Annotated in this window: 16 protein-coding genes; 9 read left to right on the forward strand and 7 right to left on the reverse strand. The window is 69.2% G+C overall.

Annotated elements, in window-relative coordinates; translation table 11 throughout:
- Positions 1 to 20: 20 nt before the first annotated feature.
- Positions 21 to 1,520, forward strand: a complete 1,500-nt coding sequence (locus tag ACZ6QO_RS07825; RefSeq protein ID WP_465848719.1) for a cellulase family glycosylhydrolase — start codon at positions 21 to 23, stop codon at positions 1,518 to 1,520.
- Between the two features lie 200 nt (positions 1,521 to 1,720).
- Here the strand turns inward: ACZ6QO_RS07825 and ACZ6QO_RS07830 are convergent, their stop codons facing one another.
- The 3 genes from ACZ6QO_RS07830 to ACZ6QO_RS07840 form a co-directional block, all read right to left on the reverse strand.
- On the reverse strand, positions 1,721 to 2,938 hold the full coding sequence (locus ACZ6QO_RS07830) for an ROK family transcriptional regulator (RefSeq protein WP_465848721.1): 1,218 nt from the start codon (positions 2,936 to 2,938) through the stop codon (positions 1,721 to 1,723).
- A 490-nt stretch (positions 2,939 to 3,428) separates the two neighbouring features.
- Complete coding sequence (locus ACZ6QO_RS07835; RefSeq protein ID WP_465848722.1) at positions 3,429 to 4,217, reverse strand: VOC family protein; 789 nt, start codon at positions 4,215 to 4,217, stop codon at positions 3,429 to 3,431.
- Positions 4,214 to 4,357: a hypothetical protein gene (locus ACZ6QO_RS07840; protein WP_465848724.1), complete on the reverse strand. Its 144-nt coding sequence runs from the start codon at positions 4,355 to 4,357 to the stop codon at positions 4,214 to 4,216. Before ACZ6QO_RS07840 ends, ACZ6QO_RS07835 begins: the two co-directional genes overlap by 4 nt.
- A gap of 694 nt (positions 4,358 to 5,051) precedes the next feature.
- Here ACZ6QO_RS07840 and kdpF point away from each other — a divergent pair.
- The 7 genes from kdpF to ACZ6QO_RS07875 all read left to right on the forward strand — a co-directional run bounded on the left by kdpF (position 5,052) and on the right by ACZ6QO_RS07875 (position 15,488).
- The gene (gene kdpF, locus ACZ6QO_RS07845; RefSeq protein WP_465848726.1) at positions 5,052 to 5,141 is read left to right on the forward strand and encodes a K(+)-transporting ATPase subunit F; all 90 of its coding nucleotides are present in this window, start codon (positions 5,052 to 5,054) and stop codon (positions 5,139 to 5,141) included.
- The gene (gene kdpA / locus ACZ6QO_RS07850) at positions 5,141 to 6,802 is read left to right on the forward strand and encodes a potassium-transporting ATPase subunit KdpA (protein ID WP_465848727.1); all 1,662 of its coding nucleotides are present in this window, start codon (positions 5,141 to 5,143) and stop codon (positions 6,800 to 6,802) included. Before kdpF ends, kdpA begins: the two co-directional genes overlap by 1 nt.
- 71 nt (positions 6,803 to 6,873) lie before the next feature.
- Entirely contained in the window at positions 6,874 to 8,922 is a 2,049-nt protein-coding gene (gene kdpB, locus ACZ6QO_RS07855; RefSeq protein WP_465848729.1) for a potassium-transporting ATPase subunit KdpB, read from the forward strand.
- Positions 8,922 to 9,794 (forward strand): potassium-transporting ATPase subunit C, encoded by an 873-nt coding sequence (locus tag ACZ6QO_RS07860; RefSeq protein ID WP_465848731.1) that lies wholly within the window; start codon positions 8,922 to 8,924, stop codon positions 9,792 to 9,794. Before kdpB ends, ACZ6QO_RS07860 begins: the two co-directional genes overlap by 1 nt.
- Before the next feature lie 5 nt (positions 9,795 to 9,799).
- Positions 9,800 to 12,340 carry an ATP-binding protein gene (locus tag ACZ6QO_RS07865; protein WP_465848732.1) on the forward strand — a complete coding sequence of 847 codons (2,541 nt, stop codon included), beginning with the start codon at positions 9,800 to 9,802 and terminating at the stop codon, positions 12,338 to 12,340.
- Positions 12,337 to 13,005, forward strand: coding sequence for a response regulator (locus tag ACZ6QO_RS07870; RefSeq protein WP_465848734.1), 669 nt, complete (start codon positions 12,337 to 12,339; stop codon positions 13,003 to 13,005). Before ACZ6QO_RS07865 ends, ACZ6QO_RS07870 begins: the two co-directional genes overlap by 4 nt.
- A 314-nt stretch (positions 13,006 to 13,319) precedes the next feature.
- Positions 13,320 to 15,488 carry a hypothetical protein gene (locus ACZ6QO_RS07875; RefSeq protein ID WP_465848735.1) on the forward strand — a complete coding sequence of 723 codons (2,169 nt, stop codon included), beginning with the start codon at positions 13,320 to 13,322 and terminating at the stop codon, positions 15,486 to 15,488.
- Between the two features lie 140 nt (positions 15,489 to 15,628).
- Here ACZ6QO_RS07875 and ACZ6QO_RS07880 read toward each other — a convergent pair whose 3' ends face one another.
- A complete protein-coding gene (locus ACZ6QO_RS07880) occupies positions 15,629 to 16,369 on the reverse strand; it encodes a VOC family protein (RefSeq protein WP_465848737.1) in 741 nt (246 codons plus the stop codon).
- Between the two features lie 282 nt (positions 16,370 to 16,651).
- On the opposite strand from ACZ6QO_RS07880, the gene ACZ6QO_RS07885 reads away from it, so the two are divergent.
- A complete protein-coding gene (locus tag ACZ6QO_RS07885) occupies positions 16,652 to 17,329 on the forward strand; it encodes a class I SAM-dependent methyltransferase (RefSeq protein WP_465848739.1) in 678 nt (225 codons plus the stop codon).
- A 47-nt stretch (positions 17,330 to 17,376) separates the two neighbouring features.
- Here the strand turns inward: ACZ6QO_RS07885 and ACZ6QO_RS07890 are convergent, their stop codons facing one another.
- From ACZ6QO_RS07890 to ACZ6QO_RS07900, 3 genes are all read right to left on the reverse strand, one after another.
- The gene (locus ACZ6QO_RS07890) at positions 17,377 to 17,709 is read right to left on the reverse strand and encodes a YnfA family protein (protein ID WP_465848740.1); all 333 of its coding nucleotides are present in this window, start codon (positions 17,707 to 17,709) and stop codon (positions 17,377 to 17,379) included.
- 67 nt (positions 17,710 to 17,776) lie between these two features.
- Entirely contained in the window at positions 17,777 to 19,399 is a 1,623-nt protein-coding gene (locus ACZ6QO_RS07895) for an MFS transporter (protein WP_465848741.1), read from the reverse strand.
- 271 nt (positions 19,400 to 19,670) lie between these two features.
- On the reverse strand, positions 19,671 to 22,202 hold the full coding sequence (locus ACZ6QO_RS07900) for a heavy metal translocating P-type ATPase (protein ID WP_465849172.1): 2,532 nt from the start codon (positions 22,200 to 22,202) through the stop codon (positions 19,671 to 19,673).
- Between the last annotated feature and the right edge of the window lie 126 nt (positions 22,203 to 22,328).

Genomic DNA, 22,328 nt, shown 5'->3' on the forward strand with positions numbered 1-22,328 from the left:
CAGGTAGAAGGAGGAGATCCATGAAACATCGCGTCGCGTTAGCGGCGGCGGCCGTCGGCCTTGCGGCCGTGTCCGCCGCGCTCATGAGCCCGCCGGCCTCCGCCGCCGGCAGCGGCTGCTCCGTGAAGTACAAGGTCGCCGGTGAGTGGCAGGGCGGCTTCCAGGGTGACGTCTCGATCACCAATCTGGGCGATCCGCTGACCGGCTGGACGCTGGAGTTCGACTTCCCCAACGCCGGTCAGCGGGTGAGCAACGGCTGGAGCGCCGACTGGTCGCAGTCCGGCGCGCACGTCACCGCCCGGAACCTGAGCTGGAACGGCGCCCTGGCCGGCAACGCCTCGGTGTCCATCGGCTTCATCGGCGCGTGGAGCGGAGCCAACCCGGCGCCCACCGCGTTCAAGGTCAACGGGGTCGCGTGCGGCGGCGGCACGCCGACCCCGACCTCCACGCCGACCCCCACGCCGACCCCGACCCCGACTCCCACCCCCACTCCGACGCCTCCGACCGGTCCCGCGCCGCAGTTGCGGGTGTCCGGCAACAAGATCGTCACTGCGGAGGGCAAGGCGTACCGGCTGCTCGGCGTCAGCCGCTCCGCCGGTGAGTACGCCTGCGTCCAGGGCAAGGGCACCTGGGACTTCGGTCCGGTGGACCAGGCCTCGGTGGACGCGATGAAGAATTGGAACATCCACGCCGTCCGCATCCCGCTCAACGAGGAGTGCTGGCTCGGCACCAACGGCACGCCCAGCGGCGCCGCCTACCAGCAGGACGTCAAGAACTATGCGAACCTGCTGGTCGTCAACGGCATCACGCCGATCATCGACCTGCACTGGAACTGGGGACAGTTCAGCGGCCCCTCGTGGGCGTGCACGGACACCACCGCGACCTGCCAGAAGCCGATGCCCGACGCCAAGTACGCCCCGCAGTTCTGGACCGGCGTGGCGAACACCTTCAAGGGCAACAACGCGGTCGTCTTCGACCTGTTCAACGAGCCGTGGCCGGAGTACGGCACCGGCGACACCACCTCGGGCTGGAAGTGCCTGCGCGACGGCGGCGCCTGCCCCGGCTTCACCTACGAGGTCGCGGGCATGCAGAGCCTGGTCAACGCCGTCCGGGCGACGGGGGCGACCAACATCGTGATGGTCGGCGGCCTCGCCTGGAGCAACGACCTGAGCCAGTGGCCGCAGTACAAGCCGAACGACCCGACCGGCAATCTGGTCGCCTCCTGGCACTCCTACAGCTTCAACTACTGCTCCAACGAAGCCTGCTGGGACAGCCAGATCGCTCCGCTCGCCGCGAAGATCCCCGTGGTGACCGGTGAGTTCGGCGCGGACAACTGCGGCTACGACTACATGGACCGGCTCACCAAATGGGCCGACAAGAACGGCGTGTCGTACCTGGCCTGGACCTGGAGCCCGTGGGGCTGCAGCAGCGGCGCGGTGCTGATCAAGGACTACAACGGCACCCCCGAGCCGGGCATCGGTGAGGGCTACAAGGCGCACCTGCTCACCCAGAACCCGTAGGCGTGACCATCTGTCCCGACCGCAGGTGACCGCGCCGGGCCCGGCCACCGGACCATGGTGGCCGGGCCCCTCTGGCGAATGCCGTCACAGAACCCGCGCTCAGCAAGGCGAAGGCCCTGGCCTCGCCCGGTTCTTCCGGCGGGGCGGTGACGCCGGAGCGGACGGCGCGGATGGGCTGCCGGTGAGGGACCCCGCCGATGTCAGGCTCGGGCGTCCAGTTGCAGAGAGGCCAGCTCGCTCTGCAGGACGAGTACGGCACCGCCGATCGCGGCCGCGTCCGACCCGCTGACCGAGGTGACCACCCGCACCGGGTGCGCCCGCCGGGCGAAGGTGCGCCGTTGTACCTCTTCTTCGATCACCGACTGGTAGATCGGTCCGGCCGTGGCGAAACTGGGCCCGGCGAGCACGATCAGATCAAGGTCGAACAGGCTGGTCATGGTGACGGCGGCGGTGCCAAGATGGCGGGCGGAGCGCTCGATGAGGGCCCGTGCCGTAGGGTCTCCGGCGATGGCGGCGGTCGCGATGCGGGCGAACCCGGTCAGGATGTCGGTGGCGGCGGGGCTGAGCCCCAGTTGCCGGCTGAGGCTCGGCTCTTCCATCGCCTGGTTGATCACGGCAGCTGGCTCCGCGTAGTTCGCAAGGCAGCCGTAGTTGCCGCAGGCGCAGGGTTCTCCGTTGAAGTCGATGGTGATGTGGCCGATCTCGACGCCGTTGGAGGAGACGCCGCGGTACACCTCGCCGTCGACGACCACGCCCCCACCGAGTCCGCTCGCCATGTAGAGGCACCCGAAGGTGTCCTGCTCCACCGCGCCCAGCCAGTGCTCTCCGATCGCCGCGGCCGCCGCGTCGTTGTCGAGCAGCACCGGCTGGCCGAGGATCTCGGACAGGCGCGGCGCGACCGGGTATCCGAACCATTCCGCGGTCGGCTGGTGGGTGAGCAGCACGCCCGCTTCCCGGTCTTGAGGTCCGTAGGTCGCCAGCCCCACTCCGAGCACCTTGCCCCGGTCGACTCCGGCGGTGTCGAGCAGGGCGTCCACTCGCGAGGCCATCAGAGAGAGCGCCTGCTCGGGAGGCAGCAACGCCGTACCGGGAAAGGAGGTCCTCGCCACCTGCCGCCCCGTCAGATCGACGACGACGATGACGCAGATGTTGCGTTCGAATAAGATGCCCACGGCGTACCGCGCATGCGGATTGAGCTGCAGCAGCGTCGGAGGTTTACCGCCGGTCGACGCGCCGCGCCCTACCTCGAGGACCAGCCCCAGATCCATGAGCTCCCGGACGACCTGGGTGATGGTCGCCGCCGTGACTCCGGTACTGGCGGCGAGCTCGACCCGGCTGATGGTGCGCGCCTTCCGAATGCTGTTGAGCACGGTGCCGCGGGTCTTCGGCCTCCCGGCCCCGATGGGGCTGGCCGCCATTGGGCCTCCTTGCAGCCACCGACCGACCACAGCTTGTGAGGGTGGTGGAGACGTGTCTCATGTGATGCAGCGACAACGGTTCATTGATCGATCAATAAACTATCCTCCCATCGCGCGCGTGGTTTTGTGGTGTCCAGTCACGCCACTGACGGTGGCGACCACCCTGGGACCGACGTCCAACGGCCGACGCGTGCGCGGGGAGCACCCCGGCGCAGTACAGGGCGTCGCACCTGCTCCGGGGCCATCCCCGCGTGCACGGGGAGCACTGGACCTTTATGGACCGGCATGTACGTGGATTACCGCCCGTATTCACCAGCCAGTCCCTCACGTTTGACCAGCCGGCCCCAGCGTGCTGATCTGGCAAACCGGGCTGCGATCGCCTTGCCGGATGGGAGAGCGCCATCAGAGGTTCGGTAGCCCACTTTCGGCCTCGGGATTGTAAAACCGGAGAGTTCCGGGCTGGGTGTGGGAGGCGGCTCGAGGTGTCGCGTTACACCTCGTACGCCTCGCCATCGGTGCTGGCGACTACGACCGTGTAGCCGTCGGGGTCCTTGAGCCAGATCTCGCGGTGGCCCGGGCCGTTGCCTTGGCCCTGCGGGGGGTTGCGGTGCGGCGGTCGGACCACCTTGGCTTTGAGGTCGGCTGCGCGTTGGAGTACGCCGTCGAAGTCGCTGACTTCCCCGAACCACACCAGGACGCCGTTGCCGACGTCGCTGCCGACGTCGGTGAACAGGCCGTGGTGGTGCTCGACATGCCGCTGGTGGAGCTGGAGCGCCAGGACGCCGTCGGCGAGCAGGCGCTCGTACTCCGGCCCGCCGTGGTCGCTGCGCAGGCCGAGAAGCTGCTGGTACCAGCGGCTGGATGCCTCGACGTCGCTGACGCCGAGCATCGTCTGGGCCTGGGCGGTGCGGGCCGGCGCGACGACGCCGATGCGGTTGCCCGCGGGGTCGTCGATCTCAGCCAGCCAGCGCTCGCCGCCGTCCGGCTGAGGGCGGCCGCGAACCCGGCCACCGGCGGCCTCCACCCGTTGCAGCGCGGGATACAACTGGTCGACCCAGACCCAGACGACCGGCCCGGCCTCGCGGGCCGGCGTCAGATCGGTGGTCCACTGGCCGATGAACCCGGGTGCTGTGAAGTCGCCGTGCTCGCCGTCGGCGGACCAGCCGAAGGCCGCCTGGTAGAAGGCCGCGGAGCGGGCCACGTCGGTGGCGGGCAGTTGCAGGTAGGCGATGCCGCCCTCGGGCGGGTGCTGCCCCCCGGCGGGGGTGGGTCGGCTCACGTCGTTCTCCTTCGGTGGTGGACGGATCCGGGGGTGTCGTCGATGAGCAGCCGGCCGGCGGAGCGGGCGAACCAGTCCTGATAGCGCTCGACCGTCCAGCCACGGCGACGGACCAGCCGGTCGAACAGCGCGGGGTCCATCCACCGCCGGCAGCGCCGCGATGGTCAGCGTGACAGGGATGGTGTAGCCGAGTCCCGCGCCGCCGGCCGGCGTGAGCACCAGCACTATGGCCTCGGGACCGTACGCCACCGGACGCCATCGCGTCCAAGGACAGCGCGGCCGGCCCGCCGACGACGGACAGCTGATGCCGTTCGCCGGTATCAGCGGGCCCTTGGGGTATGGCGCGGATTTTCACAACCAACGTAGAGAATACCGCTCGGCGAGGGATTTCAGGCATATGTTGCACCCCGTCAGAGCCCACCTAGAACCATCCACACGCATTCCTGGCGCGTAACGCACAAATAGCTACGTGAACGTACGGCCAGGTCAGCAAATTGCGGTAGCAACAGGCAGTGGCGGAGTGAGGCAGCTACGGCGGACGTCGTCGATCAGCTGGATACGCGTTCAACTCCGGCGCCCACGGCCGCCGAACGAGAGCCTGGGGCAGCACAGCGTAGGGATAGTGTCAATGTTTGCCCCTCAGCCGTATGAAACCCGTCAAGATCGGCAAAACCGCTTATAACTTGCGATTTGCTGGATTTATGGCCGCCTGTCCGGCGGTCGAGGCGACATGTCACGGATTTGAGGAGTGGGGATGACCGACGTCATCTTCGTGGGCCTGACGATCGCGATGTTCGTGATCCTCGGGCTCGTCGTGAAGGTAGTGGAGCGGCTGTGAGCGCTGTCAACGCCACCGGCCTGATCGTGGTCGCCGCCTTGGTGATCTTCATGGTCGTGGCCCTGCTGTTCCCGGAGCGCTTCTGATGTCCTCGACCACGGCCGGGATCCTGTTCATCGCATCCCTGCTCGTCGCCCTGGCCGTCTGCTACCGGCCACTGGGCGACTACATGTACCGCGCCTACACGGCCACCCGGCATTCCCGCGTCGAGCTGGTGATCTACCGGCTCGTCGGCGTCAAGCCGGACGGCGAGCAGCGTTGGGCCGTCTACGCGCGCTCCGTGCTCGCGTTCTCCGTCCTGTCGATCCTGTTCCTGTACGGCCTGCAACGCGTACAGAGCCATCTGTTCCTCAGCCTGGGCATGGGATCGGTGGCGCCGGACCTCGCCTGGAACACCGCGGTCAGCTTCGTCACCAACACCGACTGGCAGGCGTACTCGGGAGAGTCCGCGATGGGCCACGTCGTGCAGACCGCCGGCCTTGCTGTGCAGAACTTCGTCTCCGCGGCCGTCGGCATGGCGGTGGCGGTCGCGCTGATGCGCGGCTTCGCCCGACACAGAGCCGACACTCTGGGCAACTTCTGGGTGGACCTGGTGCGCGGAACCGTCTGGATCCTGCTGCCGATCGCCTTCGTGGCCGCTCTGCTGCTGGTGGCGGGAGGTGTGATCCAGACCTTCGGCGACCACTTCACGTGGGCCACACTGACGGGCGGCGAGCAGACGTTCACGCCGGCGGCCGCGGCGAGCCAGGAGGCGATCAAGGACCTGGGCACCAACGGCGGCGGCATCTTCAACGTCAACTCCGCCCACCCGTTCGAGAACCCCACGTCGTGGACGAACTGGATCGAGATCTTTCTGCTGCTGGTGATCGCGACGAGCATGCCCCGTACGTTCGGCCGGATGGTCGGCGACAACCGTCAGGGTTACGCGATCGTCTCGGTCATGGCGGTCATCGCCGTGATCAGCATCGGGGTGACCAATTGGGCGGAGCTGAGCGCGGGCGGCACCGTGCCACAGGCCATCGGCCACGCGATGGAGGGGCGGGACACCCGCTTCGGCGTGTCGAACTCCGGCATGTTCGCCAGCGCCACCACGCTCACATCCACCGGCTCGGTGGATTCCTTCCACGACTCCTACACCGCGCTCGGCGGCGGCATGCTGCTCTTCAACATGCTGCTCGGCGAGGTCGCTCCCGGGGGCGTCGGCGCGGGTCTGTACGGCATCCTGATCCTGGCCCTGATAACCGTGTTCGTGGCGGGCCTGATGGTGGGCCGCACGCCGGAGTACCTCGGCAAGAAGATCGGCGCTCGCGAGATCAAGCTCGCCTCGTTGTACTTCCTGGCCACCCCCGTTCTGGTGCTGGCCGGCACGGCTGTGGCGATGGGCACCGCGACAGGCCGAGCGGCCATGCTGAACTCCGGTCCGCACGGGCTGTCGGAGATCCTCTACGCCTACACGAGCGCGTCGAACAACAACGGCTCGGCGTTCGCCGGGGTCAGCGTGAACACCCCCTTCTACAACACCACGCTCGGCCTGTGCATGGCCTTCGGACGGTTCCTGCCGATCGTGCTGGTCCTGGCACTGGCGGGATCGTTGGCCGGGCAGGCTCCGGCCCCCGCCTCGGCGGGCACGCTACCGACTCACCGCCCGCAGTTCGTCGGCATGGTCGTCGGTGTCACCGTCATCCTGGTCGCCCTGACCTTCCTCCCGGCGCTGGCTCTCGGCCCACTCGCAGAAGGACTCCTCTGATGTCGACCTCATCGCTGCCGGCGCCGGCCCGTAGGCCCAAAAGGGCGGTCAGTCGTGTCGGCGGTGGTCTGATGGACCCCCGGCAGTTGCTCCGGTCACTGCCCGACGCGCTGAGAAAGCTCAACCCCGCCACGATGTGGCGCAACCCGGTCATGCTCATCGTGGAGATCGGCGCCGCCTTCACCACGGTGCTGGCCGTGCTCACACCGTCGCTCTTCGCCTGGGCCATCGTGGTGTGGCTGTGGCTGACCGTCGTGTTCGCCAACCTGGCCGAGGCGGTGGCGGAGGGGCGTGGCAAGGCGCAGGCCGCCACGCTGCGCGCGGCCAAGCGCGACACCACCGCGCGCCGGCTGCGGAGCCGCACCTCCGCGGAGTGGGATACGGTCGGCGCGGCCGAGCTCAGGCAGGGCGACTTCGTCGTCGTCGAGGCCGGCGAGATCATCCCCGGTGACGGCGACGTGGTCGAGGGCATCGCCTCCGTGGACGAGTCGGCCATCACCGGCGAATCGGCCCCGGTGATCCGGGAGTCCGGCGGCGACCGGTCCGCGGTGACGGGTGGCACGAAGGTGCTGTCGGACCGGATCGTCGTCGAGATCACCCAGAAGCCCGGCGAGAGCTTCGTGGACCGGATGATCGCCCTGGTGGAGGGTGCGAACCGGCAGAAGACGCCCAACGAGATCGCGCTGAACATCCTGCTCGCCGCGCTGACGATCATCTTCCTGGTCGCCACCGCCACCATGCAGCCGCTGGCGATCTACTCCAAGTCCGTCAACCCCGGCGTCCCCGACTCGCCGGCGCTCACCTCCGACGGCGTCAGCGGGATCGTGCTCGTCTCCCTGATCGTCTGCCTCATCCCCACCACGATCGGGGCGCTGCTGTCGGCCATCGGCATCGCGGGCATGGACCGGCTCGTGCAGCGCAACGTCCTGGCGATGTCCGGCCGCGCCGTTGAGGCCGCGGGCGACGTCTCGACCCTGCTACTGGACAAGACCGGCACGATCACGCTGGGCAACCGGCAGGCCGGCGAGTTCGTGCCGATCCGCGGCGTCACCGAGGAGGAACTCGCCAAGGCGGCGCAGTTGTCCAGCCTGGCCGACGAGACACCCGAGGGCCGCTCCATCGTCGTCTACGCCAAGGAGAGGTACGGCCTGCGTGAGCGGAAGCCGGGCGAGCTGGCGCACGCCGAGTGGGTGCCGTTCACGGCGCAGACCCGCATGTCGGGTGTGAACCTGGACGGCCGCGAGATCCGCAAGGGCGCCGCCACGGCGGTCATGAAGTGGGCGCGCGACCACGGCGGCCACCCCACCGACGAGGTGGGCCACCTGGTCGACGGCATCTCCGCCGGCGGTGGCACGCCACTGGTCGTGGCCGAGAAGGGCCGCGTGCTCGGCGTCGTCCACCTCAAGGACGTCGTGAAGCAGGGCATGCGTGAGCGCTTCGACGAGATGCGCCGCATGGGCATCCGCACCGTAATGATCACTGGCGACAACCGGCTGACCGCCAAGGCCATCGCGGACGAGGCCGGGGTGGACGACTTCCTGGCCGAGGCCACGCCCGAGGACAAGCTCGCCCTGATCAAGCGGGAGCAGGAAGGCGGCCGGCTGGTCGCCATGACCGGTGACGGCACCAACGACGCGCCGGCCCTGGCCCAGGCGGACGTGGGCGTGGCCATGAACACCGGCACCTCCGCCGCCAAGGAGGCGGGAAACATGGTGGACCTCGACTCCAACCCGACCAAGCTCATCGAGATCGTGGAGATCGGCAAGCAGTTGCTCATCACCCGGGGCGCGCTCACCACGTTCTCCATCGCCAACGACGTGGCCAAGTACTTCGCGATCATCCCGGCCATGTTCGCGGCGGTCTACCCGGGCCTGGACGCGTTGAACATCATGCGCCTGGCCAGCCCTCAGTCGGCGATCCTGTCCGCGGTCGTCTTCAACGCCCTGGTGATCATCGCGTTGGTCCCGCTCGCGCTGCGCGGCGTCCGCTACCGGCCGTCCAGCGCGTCCAAGCTGCTCAGCCGCAACCTGTACGTCTACGGCATGGGCGGCATCGTGATGCCGTTCGTCGGCATCAAGCTCATCGACCTGCTGATTCATTTCCTTCCCGGGATGTCGTGATGGACCGCATGCCAAGCTGGATCCGCCAGCACCTCGCCGCGCTGCGCGCGCTACTCGCCCTCACGGTGGTGACCGGCGTCATCTATCCGCTGGTGATCACGGGCATCGCTCAGACCGTCTTCAACCGCCAGGCCAACGGCTCGCTCGTCGCCGCGAAGGACGGCGAGACCACCGGCAGCGCGCTCATCGGGCAGCGCTTCACCGACAAGGACGGCAACCCGGTCAGGAAGTACTTCCAGTCCCGCCCCTCCGCGGCCGGCGACGGCTACGACACGCTGTCCACCGCGGCCGGCAACCTCGGCCCCGAGGACGTGCTCGACACACTCCCGCACCCGAACGGCTCCGACGGCAAGGCCGAGGAGGGCAGGCAGTCCCTGCTCACCCAGGTGTGCGCGCGTTCGGCGGCCGTCGGCGAACTGGAAGGGGTCAGCGGCGCCCGGCCGTACTGCACGCCGGACGGTGTCGGCGCGGTGCTGAAGGTCTTCCCCACGGTCGGCAGGCCGTCCAGAGTGGTCAGCGTCAACCAGGCATGCCCCGCTCAGCCGTTCATCTCCACCTACCAGGGGGTGCGGGTCGAATGCGGCAGGCCGGGCGAGGACTACTCTGCGGGCCGGACCGTCCCGGTCAGGGGGAACGTGACCGACGTCCGGGTCCCCGCGGACGCCGTCACCGCCAGTGGCTCCGGTCTCGACCCGCACATCTCACTCGCTTACGCCGAGCTCCAGGCGCCGCGCGTGGCCAGGGAACGCGGCCTTGCCCTGCCCCAGGTCCAGGCCCTGATCAGGCGGTATGCCACCGGCCGCACCCTCGGGTTCATGGGCGAGCCGGCAGTGAACGTCCTTCAGCTCAACCTGGCCCTCGACAAAGGGTGATCCGGATGCCACGTGGACGACTGCGGGTCTACCTCGGCGCCGCGCCCGGCGTCGGCAAGACCTATGCGATGCTCGCAGAGGGCCGCAGAGCACGTGAACGTGGCAAGGACGTGGTCGTGGGATTCGTCGAGACCCACGGCCGCGCCCGCACCGCCGAACTCCTGAGCGGCATGGAGATCGTCCCCCGCCGGACGCCGATCTACCGAGGCGCCGCGTTCACCGAGCTCGACGTGGACGCCGTCATCTCGCGCGCACCGAAGACGGCCCTGATCGACGAGCTGGCCCACACCAACGTTCCCGGCTCGCGCAACGCCAAGCGTTGGCAGGACGTCGAGGAGATCCTCGACGCCGGCATCGACGTGATCTCCACGGTCAACATCCAGCACCTGGAGTCGCTCAATGACGTCGTCGAGCAGATCACCGGCATCGTGCAGCGGGAGACCGTACCCGACGAGGTGGTGCGCCGCGCCGACCAGATCGAGCTGATCGACATGTCGCCCGAGGCGCTGCGCCGCCGGATGGCCCACGGCAACGTCTACGCGCCCGAGAAGGTGGACGCCGCGCTGTCCAACTATTTCCGGGTCGGCAACCTGACCGCGCTCCGGGAGCTGGCGCTGCTATGGGCGGCGGGCAAGGTGGACGAGCAGCTCGACCGCTACCGCGCCGACCACGGCATCGAGGGCACCTGGGAAGCTCGCGAACGCGTCGTGGTCGCCCTGACCGGCGGCCCCGAGGGCGACACCCTGGTCCGGCGGGCGGCCCGGATCGCCGGCCGTACCAAGGGCGCCGATCTGCTGGCCGTCCACGTGACCCGCTCCGACGGCCTGACCGGAGGCGACCCGGCCACCCTGGCCCGCCAGCGCACACTGGTCGAGAGCATGGGCGGCACCTACCACCAGGTCGTCGGCGAAGACGTTCCCCGCGCCCTGCTCGACTTCGCCCGCGGCGTCAACGCCACCCAGCTCGTGCTCGGGGCCTCCCGCCGCCGCAGGTTCGCGCGGATCCTGTCGCGCGGCGTGGGGGTGGAGACCACCGCCCTGTCCGGGCCCATCGACGTGCACATGATCACCCATGAGGAGGCCGGGCAGGGTCGTACGCGTCCCGAACGCTCCCGTGCCGCACTCACCCGAAGACGCAGGCTGATCGGGTGGGCGGTCGCAGTGCTGGGCATGCCGCTGCTGACCGCCGCGCTGTCCCCCTTGCGGGACGTCCTGTCGCTGCCGAGCGAGATCCTGCTGTTCCTGTGCCTGGTCATCGGAGTCGCCCTCATCGGAGGGACGTGGCCGGCGGTCACCACGGCGGTAGGCAGCTCGCTGCTGCTCAACTGGTTCTTCACGCGCCCGCTCGGACGGCTGACCATCGCCGCCCCGGAGAACCTTCTCGCACTCATCGTCTTCGTCCTGGTCGCGGCCGCGGTAAGCGCGATCGTGGATCTGGCGGCTCTGCGTACCCGGGAAGCGGCGCACGCCAAAGCCGATGCCGAGGTGCTCTCCACACTGGCCGGGCACGTACTGCGCGGCGAGGCCGCGCTGCCGTCACTGCTGGGACGGCTGCGTGAGATCTTCGGGCTGGCCTCCGTCACGCTGCTCGAACGCGTCGGCGAGCCGGGCCCCGACGACCGGTCGGATCCGGAATCGTGGCGGATCCTGGCCTCGTCCGGCGGGACACCGTGCACGAATCCGGGTGCGGCCGACACCGATGTGGTGATCGACGAACAACTGGTGCTGGCGGCGCGCGGGCGGCTGCTCGACGCCAGTGACCGGAGGGTGCTGGAGGCGTTCGCCGCCGAAGCCGCGGTCGCGCTGCGCCAGGAACGTCTCCGGGAGGAGGCCGAGCAGGCCAGGCCCCTCGCCGAGGCGGACAGGATGCGCACCGCTTTGCTGGCGGCTGTCAGCCACGACCTGCGCACGCCGCTCGCCGCCGCCAAGGCCGCCGTGGAGAGCCTGCGCAGCAGCGACGTCGACTGGTCCACCGAAGACCACGCCGAACTGCTCGCCACCGCGGACGAGTCCCTTGTCAGGTTGGGCCGGCTGGTGGACAACCTTCTCGACATGAGCCGCCTGCAGGCGGGGGCGCTCGGGCTGTCCATGCAGGCGGTGGGGCTCGACGAGGTCGTGCCCCGGGCCATAGACGACCTCGGACCGCTGCGCGACCAGGTGGAGGACGACATCTCCACCGAACTTCCCGACATCGTGGTGGACCCCGCGCTGCTCGAACGGGTGCTGGTCAATCTGATGACCAACGCCGTCCGATACAGCCCGCCTGGTGAGAAGGTGCTTCTCGCCGCGAGCCGGCACGGCGAGCATGTCGAGGTACGCGTGATCGATCGTGGCCCGGGCATCCCTGCCGAGGCGGTCGAGAAGGTGTTCGTGCCGTTCCAGCGGCTGGGTGATCGTGACAACCACACAGGGGTCGGTCTCGGCCTGGCGCTGTCGAGAGGACTGACCGAGGCGATGGGCGGCACCCTCACACTGGAAGAGACACCAGGGGGAGGCCTCACCATGATCGTCAGCATGCCCATCTCATCCCGCACGACGACGGCATGACCAGGATTCTCGTCGTGGACGACGAACCTCAGCTTCTGCGGGCGCTGCGCATCAACCTGTCCGCCCGCCACTACGAGGTCGAAGTCGCCTCCGACGGCGCCTCCGCCCTGCGCCGGGCGGCCGAATGGCGTCCCGATCTCGTCGTCCTCGACCTCGGCCTGCCCGACATCGATGGCATCGACGTCATCCACGGCCTGCGCGGCTGGACCAAGATCCCCATCGTCGTCCTCTCCGGCCGGTCCGGGAGCCAGGACAAGATCGAGGCCCTGGACGCGGGCGCCGACGACTACGTCACCAAGCCGTTCGGCATCGAAGAGTTCCTGGCCCGGATCCGGGCGGTCTCGCGCCGGACCGCCGTCCAGGAGGCGGAATCCGCTTGCGTGCAGGTCGGAGAGCACATGGTCGATCTGACCCGGAAGAGCATCTCGAACGGGGTACGGCTGACCCCGACCGAATGGCAAATTTTGGAGATCCTGCTGCGCAACCCCGGAAAGCTGATCCTCCAGCGCTACCTGCTGACCGAGGTGTGGGGCAGCAAGCATGTCAATGAGACCCACTACCTGCGCCAGTACATGGCCCAGCTCCGCAAGAAGCTTGAACGCGACCCCGCCCACCCGGCCCACCTGATCACCGAACCAGGCATGGGATACCGCTTCACCCCATGAACCGCGCGGCTGATGCGTGCCCCGGCTCGTGCCACCACACACGCGGGTTCGGGGGTTGCGCAGCGCTGGGGGCAGATCGGGAAGCAGATGTGCCGTCTGGCTTACGTAGCTTCGTCGGCACCGCGTATCGGCCTGTGCGGTTCTGATTGACCAGGGCTGACTGACAGGTCCGGAGCCCTGGGGCAAGATGCGCATAGGCAACGGAAGGCGGCGCTCATGTGGCGACTGCGCGGTTGTGGCTTCTGGTAATCGCAGCAGCAGGAAGCGCGGTCGTCTCCTCCCTTGCCTCGTCTATGCCCGTTCTCGTCGGTTCTGTGCTGGTGGGCGCCGTCAGCTCGGTGGCCGGTGTCCTGACCGTCCGGGCCGAACGCGTGATCGACCGCAACACCGCTCCACGACTCTATGCCGGACGGCGCGGCAAGCCGCCTAGAGTGAGCGACCTCGACGACCCTCTCGACCTTGGCGTACACCTGGCGCCGCCGCTGACGATGCCGGACGGCAGTGTGGACAGGTCACCGCCTTTCGTGAGGAGAGACAGAAGCGCGGAGTTGGAGGAGGCGCTTGGCGCGAGCCGGTTCGTGCTGGTGACCGGAGAGTCGACGGCGGGCAAATCCAGGGCCGCCTACGAGGCGATGCGCAGGTGCCTGCCTGAACACCGGTTCATCCGTCCGGCGGGCAAGCAGGACCTGGTGGAAGCGCTGCCCCTGGCCAAGCGGCAGCGGCGGTGCGTCGTATGGCTGGACGAACTCGATCGATATCTCGGCGTGGACGGGCTGACGGCGGACATGCTCACCACACTCTTCGCCGAGGCCGGTCATCACCGGGTCGTGCTGGCCACCATGCGCTCGTACGAACGGGCGCGATACAGCCCCCGGCATGGCTCGGGCCTGAGCGGCGGGGAGCTGCAGGCGTATCGGCTGGCGGGAGATGTGCTCAAGCTGGCCCGGGAGATCAGATTCGAGCGGCTGTGGTCGCCGGAGGAACAGGCACGAGCCGCTGCTGAGGTGGAGGACTGGCGGATTCACCGCGCCTTGGACCATGCCGACCGGTACGGCGTAGGCCAGTTCCTCGCCGCGGGCCCGCAGCTGTTCCAGGACTGGCAGGACGCCCGCGGATCATGGCCCGAGGGCAGGCCGCGGGGCGCCGCCCTGGTGAACGCCGCGGTGGATCTGCGCAGAGCAGGGGTCCAGGGGCCGGTGCCGATCTCGTTCCTTCGTGAGCTGCATGGGTTCTATCTGCCGGCGGCCGTGCGCACGGAGTCATGGGAAGAGGCACTGGATTGGGCGACCCAGCCGCTACATTCGACGAGCAGTCTGTTGATGCTCGTCGAGCGGGATCGCTATCTGGCGTTCGACTATCTGGCGGACGCGCTCGACGAGGCTCTCGGCCGGCCTGCCATGCCGGATGGTTTGTGGGAAGCCGTCATCGGCTTCGTCAGTCCGGCTGACTCGGTCGAGGTCGCTTGGTCGGCATATTTCCGCAACGAGCCGCGCTTCGCGGAGAGCGCCCTGCGCCGGGCACTCGACGCAGGACACTTCGATGCGGCGCTCGACTTCGCGGCCATGATGCACTCGATGCGCCGATCGCAGGAGGTGATCGGCCGACTGGAACAGGCCATCTCCAGAGCGGAGCATGCTGGGGCGACGCCGGAGGAGACGATAACGCTCAAAGACCGGCTGGCATGGTGGATCGGTGCACGCTTGCACGCGTCCGGCGATCCGGCCAAAGCCCTCGAACTGTCCCAAGCGACGATCGAGGAGAGCGAGCGCCGTCTCGGCGCCGACCACGAGCTGACGTGGGGTTGTCGCATTACGCTGGCGCGACAATGCGGTGCGCTCGGCAGGACGGACGAAGCGCTGGCCATGGCCGAGGGGATCGTCGAGGCAGGAACCCGTCTCTTCGGGGTAGACCACGCCATCGTGTTCTCTGGACGCTTCGAGGTGGCGGTGTGGACACGACGGGGTGGCGATCCACGCCAGGCGATCACTCTGTGGCAGGCGCTCTTGGGCGACGAACTTCGCACTCACGGCCGGCTCGGAGACTCGCTGGACAACATCGAGGCCACCCTTGAGGAGATCGGTGACCCGGCACTCGACGCGACTTTGACCGCCTGGCTTCATGAGTTGATCGACCAGACCCTGATCATGGCGTGCTTGGACGACAGTACGGCCGTGCGCTTGATGTGCACCTTGGCCTGGTGGGTGGGTGGGCGGGAAGAGGGCGCCGGGGATCACGGGCGGGCGCGGGAGATGGCTCAGGAGGTCGTGGACGTGGGGAGAAGGGCGCTGGGCACGGGCGCCGTCGAAGTGCTACGGGCGCGGGCGGTGCTGGCACACCAGATCGGCAGATCAGGTGATCCGGAGAAGGCAAGGCGCATGGTTGAGCAGACGGCCGAGGACGCGGTCCGAACTTACGGAGAGCTACACGAGGTGACCTCTTTCGCTCGGTCACTACTGGTCCGATGGCGGAGCCTGGAGCGCTGACCGGATCGAATGGGGGTCGCGTTCTTGTTCGCGTCCTGGCGTAGCCCAGCGACAGCCGCTTCCTAGTACAGGTCTCGCGGTCGGGGTCGTCGACGCCTCCGGTGACGGCGCGGAGGAGGTTGCGTTCAGCGCGGCAGGCGCTAGGCCAGGCAGAGGATGCAGAACTCGTGGCCCTCCGGGTCGGTCAGGCACGTCCATGGGACGTTGCCCTGGCCGAGGTCGAGGTTGGTGGCGCCCAGGGACCGCAGCCGGGCGACCTCCGCCGCTTCGTCGTCACCGGGATATGGCAGCAGGTCGAGATGGACGCGGTCTGGCGCGGTCTTCACGCCGGGCGTGCGGAGAAACTCCAGATACGGGCCGACACCCTTGGCGGAGCGGAACACTGCTTGATCGTCGGTCACCTCGTGCAGGGTCCAGTCCAGCGCCTGCCCCCAGAACCCGGCCATGGCCCGCGGATCCGCGCAGTCGACGACCACCGCGGCGATCGGCCCGGTGTCACGGTAGGTCTCCCGAGGTTCCAGCACGCAGAACTCGTTGCCCTCGGGGTCGGCGAGGACCGTCCAGGGCACTTCGCCCTGGCCCACGTGGGCGGGCGTCGCACCGAGAGCCTGGAGGCGCGTGACCAATTCCGCCTGATGGGCCGCAGAGGTGGTGGCGAGATCGAGGTGCACGCGGTTCTTCGTTGTCGTCTTGGGTTCCGGGACGGGAACGACATCGATGCCGACGACGACCGGGTCCGGCCAGACGAGTCCGCCGACGGGTCCGACGTAGGTGGTCACGCCGGGGCTGTAAGCACTCCAGCCGAGCGCCTCCGCCCAGAACCGGCCGACCGCCGAGTGATCAAGAGCCTTGATGTTCACCTGAACGGGTCGTAGCGCCATGCCGGCGATCCTATGCAGACGGCGAGGAGTGGAACGGGAGTGTGAGCCGGACGACCGCCCAGGCGGTTTCGCCGGGCGCGGAAGGCATCGCGGTGTGGGCTCGTCGGGCCGTTCAATGGGGTGGCGGCCGCAGGCGGCCGGCGGAAGGGGGAAGGTGGCAGCCGGCAGGCTGGAGGGGCGGAAGGTGGCAGGCAGCAGGCGGCAGGCGGGCGGTGGTCGGGTGGGGCTTCGCTGTGGTCAGGGACTGGACGTGAGGACGGAAGGGCGGGCGAGGGGATGGCGGTGACGGCGGCGTATGACGAGATCGCTGACTGGTACGAGCGGGAGTTCCTCGGCGCGCAGCAGGCCCCGGCGGGGGACGGCAATCCCCTGGGCCTGGGCCGGCTGCTCGACGACCTGCTCGGCGAGGGCGAGGGCGTCTGCCTGGAGGTCGGCTGCGGCACCGGCGTCCACGCCGCCCGCGTACGCGAGCTCGGCTGGACGCCGGTCGGCGTCGACCTGTCCGGCCGGATGCTGCACTACGCCCGCGGCCGGCTGCCGATCGCGCGGGCCGACGCCGAACGTCTGCCGTTGCGCGACGGCTCGGTCCCGGCCGCCATCGCGGTGATGGTGCACAGCGACATGCCCGGCTACCCGGCGGTCCTGCGCGAGGTGGCCCGAGTGCTGCGTCCGGGCGGGGTGTTCGTGCACATCGGCATCCACCCGTGCTTCTGCGGCGCCTTCGCCGACCGCGGCGATCCGCAGGCGGTGGTGATCAGCCCCGGTTACCTCGACAGCCACTGGACCAAGAAGTCCTGGAACGACCATGGCCTCCGGGTCAGGGTCGGCGCCGCTCACTGGCCGCTGCCCGAGCTGCTCAACAACTTCCTGGACGCCGGCCTGGCCCTCGAACGATTCGCCGAGAGCGGCTCCTCCCCCACCCCGATCGTGCTGGCCGTCAAAGCCCGCAAGCAGGGGTGAAGGAAAGCAAGAGCTAAGGGCATGTCCGCGAGTTGGCCGGCGCGCCGTCAGGCGCGAGGGGCGTACATGATCATCAGGACGCCGGCCATGCACACGATCGCACCGGTCACGTCCCACCGGTCGGGGCGGAAGCCGTCCACCACCATGCCCCAGGCCAGCGAACCCACGATGAACACACCACCGTAGGCGGCGAGGATGCGGCCGAAGTTCGCGTCGGGCTGGAACGTGGCGACCAGCCCGTACAGGCCCAGCGCGATGACCCCGGCGGCGATCCACAGCTGACCGCGCTGTTCCCGCACTCCTTGCCACACCAACCAGGCCCCGCCGATCTCGGCGATCGCCGCCAGCAGGAACAGAACAAGGGATCGCGCGACAGTCACAAGTTCAACTCTAGGTCGCGGGCTCCGGTGCCAGGACGAGCTCGCTTCTTCCTGTGTGCGCTGATTGTCAGCGGAGGCGGAGACCGGTGGGCGCGATTTCCGGGCTCTTGGCCGCGTCTCCGCTCAGGGCGCTTTCGTGCAGATCGGCGCGCCGGATGAGCGTGAACGCGAGCACCGCGCCAATGGCCGCGACGATGGAACAGAATCCGACTATTTCCGTCATGCTGTTGACGAACGCGGAGCGGGCGGCCAGGGTGGCCGATTCGAGCAATGCGGGCGGCACGAGTCCGGTCAGATCCGTTCCCGCGTCGGCGGCGATCGCGTGGCCCACCGCATCGGCCTGATCGCCCAGTTGCCTTCCCGCCGGCGACTGCACGAAGTCGATCACCACACATCGCTGGAACAGGGCGCCGAAGGCGGAGACGCCGATGGCGACGCCGGCCTGCTGGAAGGTCTGTCCCATCCCCGAGGCCATGCCGGCCCTGGCCGGCGGGACGACACCGACGGTCACGGCGGCGCGCGGCGGGTTGAACATGCCCATCCCGAGTCCCGTCACGATCATGCTCGGTAGCAGCGCCGTCCAGTCGCTGTCGACCTGGACGAGCGTCACCAGACGCAGACCTACGGCTATCAACGCGATGGCCAGCCCGAGGAGGATTCCGGGGGAGACGCGACTCGCCAGGCGACCGGTGAGCGTCGCGCAGACGAACAAGGTGAGGGTCAAGGGCATGAAACGCAGCCCGGTCTCCCAGGGGGAGTAGCCCAGGACGTTCCGCATGTAGGAGATCAGCAGGAAGACGGTCGACAGGGCGGCGGCGTTGCACAGGAAGGTGCCCCACGCGACGCCGTTGAACGATCGGATCCGGAACAGGGAGACGTCCAGCATGGCCGCGTCGCCCTTGGACTTCTGCAGCAGCGCGAATCCGGCCAGGAGCGCGATGCCGAAGCCGAATGCGAACAGTACGGGCGGGCAGTCCCACCCCTGAGAGTTGCCCGCCATGAAGCCGAACAGCAGCAGAGCGAGCCCCGTACCGAACATGGCCATGCCGGCCCAGTCGATGGGACGGGCATGCGGATCGCGGGACTCCCGCAGGCGCGCCGTCGTGGCGACCAGGGCGAGCACCCCGATCGGCACGTTGACCAGGAAGATCCATCGCCAGCTCAGCGCGTCGGTGAGAAAGCCGCCGATCAACGGACCGAACGCGAACGCGAGACCACCGACTCCGCCCCACACGCCGAACGCGATCCCGCGGTCGCGTGCTCCCCGGAACTCCTGGCTGATGAGCGCCAGGCCGACGGCGAAGAGCACCGCGGAGCCGAAACCCTGAACACCGCGCGCCAGGTTCAGCATCAGCGGCGTCAGCGCCAGGCCGGCGGCCAGGGACGACAGTGTGAACACCGCGAGCCCCACGGCGAAGACCCGCCTGCGGCCGAGTTGATCGGCCAGCGAACCCCCGGTGAGCAGGAACGCCGCCATGGTGAGGGTGTAGGCGGCGATGACCCACTGCAGGTCGGTGAAGCCGGCGCCCAGTGACTCCCGCAGGCTCGGCAGCCCGACGTTGACCACGGTGACGTCGAGCAGCAGCATGAACGTCGCCACGCATACGATGACCAACGTCCAGCCGCGGACGTGCGCGGAGGCGCCGTCGCCTCCCACCGCGTCGTGGTCGACGGTCGATTCGGCTGCCATCTGCTTCTCCCTTCAGCGGCCGGCGGACATGGGGCGTTCACCGGCCGCCCGGTGCCGCCGCGTGCGCGGGCGCGGCCCCGCCCTGCACCCGGTCAGGTCCTCTCCGGCACGTCAAGCCGCACGTGATGGAGTGTGGTGGTTGAAGTCGGCTTCAAGTCAAGGGCGCTCGTGATCGGCCGGTCGCGGATCGTTCGCATCGTGGGAAGGCGACGCGGGTGAACCGGCGCGGCCGGCCGCGTTCACGGACACGGCCGGCCGCGCTCGGGTCGGGTCAGGCGCGTCCCTGGCTCGGCTCGGGCTGCTGTTCCGTGACCGGGGACGAGCAACCACAGTCCGGCGAGCCGGTCGCGTCCTCGCCGGCGGGGCCGTGGTCGCGGGATGCCGCTTCGGTCGCGAGGGCCACCGGCTGGTCCGCCGCTCGCGTATCGGTCGTCGAACCACAGGCCGGGCCGCAGCCGCACTCCTCCGGCTCAATGGTCGCGAGGACCGGCATGACGGTCACCGCCTCCGTGGCCGGGCCGCAGGACGGGCCGCAACCGCAGGCATCGTCGGCGGCGGAGGCAGCGGCTCCAGCGGCTCCAGCGGGCGCCGGCGCGGATGCCACGCCCGGCCGGTCGGCCTTCGCGGCGGTGTGGAGCGTGGAGTGGGTGCGCAGCAGCCGCAGCCCGTTGCCGATGATCACCAGGGCCCAGGCTTCGTTGATGAGCACGCCCTGCGTGAGGGTGAACAGCCCGGTGACCGCGGCGATGACCAGCGCCGCGATGGCCACCAGGGACAGCACCACGTTCTGCGCGATGACGCGGCGCGATCGCCGGGCCAGCGCCACCGTATAGGGCAGCTTGGTGAGATCGTCGGCCATGAGGGCCACGTCCGCGGTCTCCAGTGCCACGTCGGTCCCCGCGGCGCCCATGACGATCGCGACGTCGGCCGTGGCCAGCGCCGGGGCGTCGTTGACACCGTCGCCGACCATCGCCGTCGTCCCCACCTGCCGCTTGATGGCGGTGATGGAGGCGCTCTTCTCCTCGGGCATGAGCCTGGCGCGCACGCTCTCGATGCCCAGTCGTCCGGCGATGGCCTCGGCGACCCGTTCACGGTCGCCCGTGAGCATCGTGGTGTGCGTCACCCCCAGCGCCCGCAGCCCCTCGACGGCGGCCAGGGCGTCCGGGCGTAGCTCGTCGGCGACTCCGAGCAGCCCGATGAGGTGCCCGTCGGCGGCGATGCCGACCGGAGTGGCTCCGGCGTCCTCGATCACGGCGAGCGCCTGACGCGCGGTCTCGTCCCTGCTCAGGTCGCCGACCCTGCCGACCGCGATCAGCCGGCCGTCCACGGTGGCCTCCGCGCCCACGCCGGGAACGACGCGTACGTCGGCGGCGGGGCGCACGGGGATGCCGCGGTCACGGGCCGCGTGGACGATCGCCTCGGCGATGGGGTGCGTCGCGCCCGCTTCCACGGCGGCGGACAGGCGCAGGAGCTCGTTCTCGTCACAGCCGTTGAGCGGGTGGTTCCGCACCAGGACGGGGCGGCCGAGGGTGAGGGTGCCCGTCTTGTCGAAGGCCACGGCCTGGAGCTTGGCGAGCTGCTCCAGGTAGACGCCGCCCTTGATCAGCACGCCGTCCCGGGCGGCGCGCGCGACGGCGGAAACGACGCTCACCGGAACCGACAGGACCAGCGAGCACGAACACGAGACGATCAGTACGACGAGCGCCCTGTACAGGGCGTCCGTGAACGGGATGCCGAACGCCGACGGGCCGAGCGCGACCATGAGGACCGCGACCGCGATCATGGCCGGGGTGTACACCGTCGCGAACCTGTCGGCGAAGCGCTGCGCGCGACCCCGGTTCTGCTGGGCCTCCTCGACCTCCCGGATCACGCGGGCGAGCACCGTGTCCTGGAAGGGCTTGGCGACCTCGACCCGGAGCGCCGCGTGTCCGTTGAGCGTGCCGCCGTAGACGTCCGTGCCCGGGACGACCTCCACCGGCATGGACTCGCCCGTGATGGCCGAGGCGTCGATCCATGAGCTTCCCGCCGTGACCGCGCCGTCGGTGGGCAGCCGGGTGCCCGGCCTGACCAGCACGACGTCCCCGACGCGCAGTTGCTCCACCGGCACGTTCTCGGTCGCCCCGTCGGCGGTGAAGCGCTCGGCCACCGGCGGGCTCAGGTCCATCAGCTTCTGTATCGACTTGCGTGCCCGGTCGGCGACGTAGCTCTCCAGGACCACGCCCAGGGAGAAGATGACGACCACGCATGCCGCCTCGGTCACCTTGCCGAGCGGTATCGCGCCGGCGACGGCCACGACCAGGAGCAGGTTGATGGAGACGCGCTTGTTGCGCAGCATCATCAGCGCGGTACGCAGCGGGAAGACGATGCCCACCGCGACGGACAGGTACGCGAACACCGTCGCGATCGTCTGACCGGAGGCGTAGCATCCGGCTATCTCGACGACGACCAGGAGCAGCGCGGCGATCTCGAGGAAGACCATCTCGGGGCGCAGCCACCAACGGGAGCGCTGCTTCGGCCGATCCGCGGCCGCTTCCGTGATGGGCTGCGCGGGCTCCAGCGTGAGCCCGGACGCGCCGGCGGTCCGCAGAAGCACCGCGTCATCGAGCGAGTTCGGTACCTCGATCGCCAGCGTGCCGGTCGCGGACAGCATTCGCACATCTCGCACTCCAGGAATGCGGCGAAGCGGAGTCAAGTCGCTCGCGCACTCGACACAGCCCGAGATCACCCGGTAGCGACGTATCTCGACATCGGCCTCTGGAGGGGCGGCCGCATTGTCGACGCTGGTGGCGACGAACTCATTCATCCTGGTCACCCGCCTGTCAATAAGGAACGAGCAGCTGGCAGGTCGAGACTAGAGCTTGGAGTCGACACCAAGGTCAAGCCCCAATGCCTGCATATCGGGTCGGGAATTTCATAAATTGGCGTACCT

Source organism: Sphaerisporangium sp. NPDC049457, from assembly GCF_055586705.1.

Bases quoted from the DNA above. Each gene is read 5' to 3' on its own strand.
- ACZ6QO_RS07825 (WP_465848719.1), top strand. From the start codon at position 21: ATGAAACATCGCGTCGCGTTAGCGGCGGCGGCCGTCGGCCTTGCGGCC.
- ACZ6QO_RS07830 (WP_465848721.1), bottom strand. From the start codon at position 2,938: ATGGCGGCCAGCCCCATCGGGGCCGGGAGGCCGAAGACCCGCGGCACC.
- ACZ6QO_RS07840 (WP_465848724.1), bottom strand. From the start codon at position 4,357: ATGGACCCCGCGCTGTTCGACCGGCTGGTCCGTCGCCGTGGCTGGACG.
- kdpA (WP_465848727.1), top strand. From the start codon at position 5,141: ATGTCCTCGACCACGGCCGGGATCCTGTTCATCGCATCCCTGCTCGTC.
- kdpB (WP_465848729.1), top strand. From the start codon at position 6,874: ATGGACCCCCGGCAGTTGCTCCGGTCACTGCCCGACGCGCTGAGAAAG.
- ACZ6QO_RS07860 (WP_465848731.1), top strand. From the start codon at position 8,922: ATGGACCGCATGCCAAGCTGGATCCGCCAGCACCTCGCCGCGCTGCGC.
- ACZ6QO_RS07865 (WP_465848732.1), top strand. From the start codon at position 9,800: ATGCCACGTGGACGACTGCGGGTCTACCTCGGCGCCGCGCCCGGCGTC.
- ACZ6QO_RS07870 (WP_465848734.1), top strand. From the start codon at position 12,337: ATGACCAGGATTCTCGTCGTGGACGACGAACCTCAGCTTCTGCGGGCG.
- ACZ6QO_RS07880 (WP_465848737.1), bottom strand. From the start codon at position 16,369: ATGGCGCTACGACCCGTTCAGGTGAACATCAAGGCTCTTGATCACTCG.
- ACZ6QO_RS07895 (WP_465848741.1), bottom strand. From the start codon at position 19,399: ATGGCAGCCGAATCGACCGTCGACCACGACGCGGTGGGAGGCGACGGC.
- ACZ6QO_RS07900 (WP_465849172.1), bottom strand. From the start codon at position 22,202: ATGAATGAGTTCGTCGCCACCAGCGTCGACAATGCGGCCGCCCCTCCA.